General features: G+C 28.7%; 5 protein-coding genes. 4 read left to right on the top strand and 1 reads right to left on the bottom strand.

Annotated elements, in window-relative coordinates; all coding sequences use genetic code 11:
- The first annotated feature begins 548 nt into the window (after positions 1-548).
- The 4 genes from Q0138_RS00420 (at position 549) to Q0138_RS00405 (ending at position 4,475) form a co-directional block, all read left to right on the top strand.
- On the top strand, positions 549-1,319 hold the full coding sequence (locus Q0138_RS00420; protein WP_297979373.1) for an SDR family oxidoreductase: 771 nt from the start codon (positions 549-551) through the stop codon (positions 1,317-1,319).
- A gap of 28 nt (positions 1,320-1,347) precedes the next feature.
- Positions 1,348-2,418: a zinc-binding dehydrogenase gene (locus tag Q0138_RS00415; protein WP_297979369.1), complete on the top strand. Its 1,071-nt coding sequence runs from the start codon at positions 1,348-1,350 to the stop codon at positions 2,416-2,418.
- Between the two features lie 316 nt (positions 2,419-2,734).
- A complete protein-coding gene (gene npdG / locus Q0138_RS00410; protein WP_297979367.1) occupies positions 2,735-3,418 on the top strand; it encodes an NADPH-dependent F420 reductase in 684 nt (227 codons plus the stop codon).
- A gap of 451 nt (positions 3,419-3,869) precedes the next feature.
- A complete protein-coding gene (locus Q0138_RS00405) occupies positions 3,870-4,475 on the top strand; it encodes a TetR/AcrR family transcriptional regulator (protein WP_297979364.1) in 606 nt (201 codons plus the stop codon).
- Positions 4,476-4,631: 156 nt separating this feature from the next.
- Here Q0138_RS00405 and Q0138_RS00400 read toward each other — a convergent pair whose 3' ends face one another.
- Complete coding sequence (locus Q0138_RS00400) at positions 4,632-5,648, bottom strand: hypothetical protein (protein WP_297979362.1); 1,017 nt, start codon at positions 5,646-5,648, stop codon at positions 4,632-4,634.
- Positions 5,649-5,766: the final 118 nt, after the last annotated feature.

The raw sequence follows: 5,766 nt of genomic DNA, 5'->3' as shown, positions 1-5,766 counted from the left end.
ACAAATTAAAATTTATCTGATTTTAATTAAATACAAATTAAATAATAAATCAATTAAGATCTTTAAAATTAATTGACTTTACTTATAATAAACATTGCTCATATATAAAGCTTTCAATTTTGTATATAAATTAAATTATATTTTTAAAAAAAATTTATGAATTAAATTAAAGAAAATTAATGAATTAAATAATTATTTATAAAATATGATAAAAAATCCATTTTTTAACAAAATTTGCATAAGAAATATGATAAAAAAGTCTAATTTTTAAACAAAATTTCCATAATAAATATATAAATAAACAATATCTAATAAAAATATTATTTTTTTATAAAATATTCAACTATTTTTAATATTCATAAATGATTTTTAGAATATAAAAAAACAAGCTATTGATTGATTAATCAAAGAAAATTTTCATAGTATATAAACTTTATATATTGATTGATTAATCAATAAACTTATAAGCAATAAGTTATAAATCATTAATCACCAATAAGTTCAATTCAAAAAAGACACTATTGGAAAAAATTTATGGAGCAATTAAAATGAAAAACTATTTCGATATTAAAGACAAAATTGCAGTAATTACCGGAGGATCATCTGGTTTAGGTTTCCAAATTGCAGAAGCATATGCTGACCAAGGCGCAAAAGTCGTATTGCTTGCAAGACGTGAAGAAAGACTTAAAGAAAATGTTGCAACTTTAAAAGAAAAATATGGTGTCGAAGCTTCATATCAAGTTACTGATGTAACTGATTATGATAATGTAGCTGAATCTATGAAAAACATTGTAGATGAATACGAAAGAATTGATATTTTAGTAAACTGTGCAGGTAGAGGTTACATTGGACCTGTTGTAGAACAAGACCCTAAAGAATGGGACTTAGACATTGCTATTGACTTAACCGGTGTTTACTACTGTTGTAAGGCAGCTGGTGAATACATGGTAAAACAAAACTATGGTAAAATCATTAACATGGGTTCCATCCACTCCACTGTAGCTATTAAAAACGGTGGACTTGCTGGATACACTGCAGCTAAAGGAGGAGTATTAAACTTAACCAAACTTTTAGCAGCTGAATGGGCCCCATACAACATTACCGTAAATGCAATCGGACCTGCTTACTTTGAATCTGAATTAACCGCAGACTTAAAAGCAGATGATGGATTTGATCAAGTAATTAATGCATACTGCCCAATGGAAAGATGGGGTAAACCTGGAGAACTTGACGGAATTGCAATTTACTTTGCATCAGATGCATCCAGTTTCACCACAGGACAACTTGTTCACGTAGACGGTGGATGGACCATCATTTAGATTCCCAGATTAATCAAGAAGTGATAAAATGAAAGGTTATGGAGTAATAAAAATCAATGAAACAGGATGGATTGAAAAGGACATTCCTGAAATTGGACCTTTTGATGCATTACTCAAACCTATAGCTGTAGCGCCATGTACCTCTGATGTTCACCTTGCAGAAGGTAGTGGAGCCGACATTACAGGCAGAATCATTGGACATGAATCCGTTGGTATTGTTGTTGAAGTCGGTGAATTTGTTAAAAATTTCAAACCTGGTGACCGTGTAGTAGTTCCTTGTGACACTCCGGACTGGAATGAACTTGGAGTGCAAGCAAAAGGAAACAATGCACACGACAATGGTACAATCATGAGCAGTTTCAAATTCTTACTTCAAAAGGACGGAGTATTTGCAGAATACTACTCAGTAAACAATGCAGATGCTAACCTTGTAATTTTACCTGATGATGTTTCTGTTGAAGCTGCATTAATGACAACAGACATGATGAGTACAGGTATTTACGGTGCTGAAATGGCAGGAATTCAGGTAGGAGATTCCGTTGTTGTATTCGGTATCGGTCCAGTAGGATTGATGGCTGTTGCTGGTGCCAGATTATTGGGTGCAGGCAGAATATATGCTATCGGAACACGTAAAAACTGTGCAGATTTAGCATTGGAATACGGTGCAACAGATATTATCAGCTATAAGGACGGCAATACTGTAGATCAAATTCTTGAAAAGGAAGGCGGACAAGTCGACCGTGCAATTGTTGCCGGCGGAAGTCCTAGATCCATGAATGAAGCTTTACAGCTTGTAAAACCTAATGGCGGTATTGGTAACATTATTGCATATGATGCAAGAGATCAATTCGACATCCCTGCTCTTGATTGGGGATTAGGAATGGGAGATGTAACCATTAGAGGAGGATTTTGTCCTGGCGGAGCATTAAGAATGAAAAAGATGTTAAATCTTATTCAAACTGGTAGAGTCGACCCTTCAAAACTTATTAACTACAGATTTGAAGGATTTGACAAAATCGAGGATGCTTTTAAGGTTATGGCAGAAAAACCAAGGGATTTAATTAAACCTGCAGTATTCATGCCTGAAAATGAAGATTAATTAGATTCTTAAGGAATTCCTAAGGATGAGAATAATTATTTTATTCTCATCTTATATTTTTCTATAAAATTTAAATAATTAACTCATAAGAATTATTTAATTTTTTAAAAAAGAAAACTCTCAAAATTATATAATTTTTTAAAAAAGAAAACTCTCAAAATTATTTAATTTTTTAAAAAAGAAAACTCTCAAAATTATTTTTAATTTATAATTATAAATTAAATTCTCTCAACCAAAAAAATTTTTTAAAATATAAGCTAAAATTTAAAAATCAAGAATTAAATTTCTTGAAAAATCTTAAAAATGGGTGAAATAAATGAAAATTAGTGTCATAGGAGGTACTGGACCTCAAGGACTTGGAATTGCAGAAAGATTAGCTATTGCAGGTCTTGATGTAATTGTAGGTTCAAGAAAAGAAGAAAAAGCATTGGAAGTTGTAGCAAAAGCTAAAGAAGATTTAGCAGATTACGACTTATCAAATTTGTGCGGTATGGCTAATGAAGATGCAGCAAAAGAAGGGGATGTATTAATCATCACCGTACCATTGGCTGCTCAAAAACCAACTCTTGAAGGTATTAAAGAGTTTTGTAACGACAAAATTGTTATGGATGCAACAGTTCCTTTGGAAACTGCAATTGGCGGAAAACCATTCCGTTTCATTGACCTCATGGAAGGATCTGCTGCTGAAAGAACCGCTTCCATTCTAGATGGAACTGGAGCAAAGGTTATTTGTGCTTTCTGTAATATTTCCAATTCCCACTTAGGAAATATTCCTGAAGAAATCGACTGTGATTGTTTAATTGCAGGAGATGACAAGGAAGCTAAAGAAACCGCTGCAGAAATTATCGACCAAATTCCAGGAATTAAAACTATTGATTGCGGAATCTTAGAAAAAGCAAGAATAATAGAAAAAATCACTCCATTGCTTATTGGATTAAACATTAAGTACAAATCCCACTATGGAGGATTAAGAATTACTGGAATCAATTTCGATAAGTAAATAATCGATTAATAAATCGAAAAATATCGAAAAATAAATAAATAAATCAAAAATAAAAAGTGATTAATATTTTAATCCTTTTTATTAAAAATGTGTCAACCAAATAGAAAAATCCTGTAATAAAATTGCTTCACCATCTAGCCACTTTATATTTTTTTTTAAAAAATTCAAGAAATTTTCATTATCAATGCTTAATTTAAACATTTTTATAATATCTTCATGATCCATGATAAATTTCAATGAAAAAATCCAATAAGAAAAAAGAAGAAAAAATGATTTAATAGAAAATTATTAAGAAAAAAGAAGAAAAATGATTTCTAATTGAATTAATAAGAAAAAAGAAGAAAAATGATTTCTAATTGAATTAATAAGAAAAAATGATTTCATACATTAGAAACCTTTTTATAAAATTAATAAAAAAATTAAATATATCAATAACGTGGTAAAGAATATGAGTACTAAAGATAAAATTATGGAATCTACCTTTAGATTATTGCTAAAAAAGGGCTATATTGAAGTTTCATTGTCTGAAATAGTTAAGGAATCACAGGTAGGATACGGTTCAATTTATTACTATTTTGAAGACAAGGATCAATTAATCCAATGTGTATTAAACAGATACATTATTGATATGTTTTTAAATCAACTTGATACTGTTAAACTAAGCAATGACTTATTATCCAATTTAAATGAATTTTATCATAGAGTATTAGGTTTAAAGGAAGACAATTCATATATTTCCTATAATGACATCAGTATTGATAATATTGCATTTAAAAAGATGATTTTATTAACCTTTGAAGGACAGCAAAAATATGAAAAGGAACAAAGCTATTTTAGAAAATACAATGAGAAATTTACTGAAATAGTTGAAAAAATCATTAGAATAGGTATTGAAAATGATGAAATCAATAAGGACATCAATTTAGAAAAGATTGTCTTTTTCATTAAATCAAACATTTATGGAATTTTCTTCCTATGGTTAGTGGAAGACATAGATGATGTAAATAGTTCAATTGAGACTAATATTGAATACCTTTTACCAATTCTTAAATAATTTTATTATTTTTTTAAATTTAAATTATTTTATTCCTTAAAAAATCTTATTATCCCTTATAAGATTTTTAAAAACTAATTTTAATCATTAAATACGCTTTTTATTTTTTTAAAACAATTAAAAAACTCTATTTTTAATTATTAATAATCATAAAAATCATAGTTTATAATCTTTAATGGAAGCTATTGCATCTTCCATTTCGCTAATAAACTCTAAGGATTCATTATTTGATTCAATCTCAACATTATTTATGTTAATAATTAATTCATTATTCAATTCATCCATTTTGGCAATGATTGTTTTCAATAATTGTATTTTCTCTCTCAATTCATCCTCAATCAATAAAGATGGTTCATTTGCCAAATCAATCATATTTAATGCAGCTTCTGCCTGATTATTGAATAATTCTGTAGTGCTATTTACCAAATTAATAAATCTGTCATTTGTTAATTGGGGTGGCTTAAACCTTTTATTGATTAAATCAACTGCAGTTGTTTCCTTTTTCTTATATTCCTCACTTAATGTGTTTATTCTGGATTTATAATTTTGATAGAACTTTTGAGTTCTTGAGTTTTCCAAATCCTTTTCTCTAATCTCAAAGCCATCACTTGAATCTTTCCTCTTTTTGTCTTTCACTTCACCATACTCTTTTTCCCTAAATTCACCTTCAATTACACCAGAATCCTCTTTATTATTCATTTCATTCAGATACTTGTAATCTGTATGATCTTTTAAAAGGAAAATATGAAATGTATAATAAATTAAAAAGACAAGAAGAAGCAATGCAATGAAAAAGATGGAAAAAACACGGTAAGTTATCCCATATCCTGCCAATCCAAAGAATCCAATTATTCCAAAAAGCCACATGTTTCTAATTCTTGTAGCATAAACCCTAAGCTTATCGCTAAACTTGGCAATGCCCATTTTAAGACGGATTTTTGAAGCTAATTTAGACTCCTTGGCATATCTTAAAACCTCATCATCACTAAGAATGTCCTTTTTAGGCTCTAAAATATATTCCTTTTTAAACAGGTTTTTTCTTCTATATGGAACCCTATTTCCTTCAATATCATATGCTCTTTTATCCTTGTATGATATTGGAGAGCTTAATCTCTTGATTTCCTTCCTTTTAAGCTCTTGTTTGGAAACCTTATTTTTTCTATTAAAAAACATAATATCAAATAATAAAAAAAGTTTTTAAAAAAATGTTTAAGTCTCTTAAAAAAGTTTAAAATAATTTAAAATAATTTTAATCTTTTAAAAAGAAATTTAATTAATTTAATAGTTTTAT

The organism is uncultured Methanobrevibacter sp. (assembly GCF_937906425.1).
GTDB lineage: Archaea > Methanobacteriota > Methanobacteria > Methanobacteriales > Methanobacteriaceae > Methanobrevibacter.
Note: the sequence above shows the minus strand (reverse complement) of the source record. Positions and strands in the feature narration are given on the sequence as shown.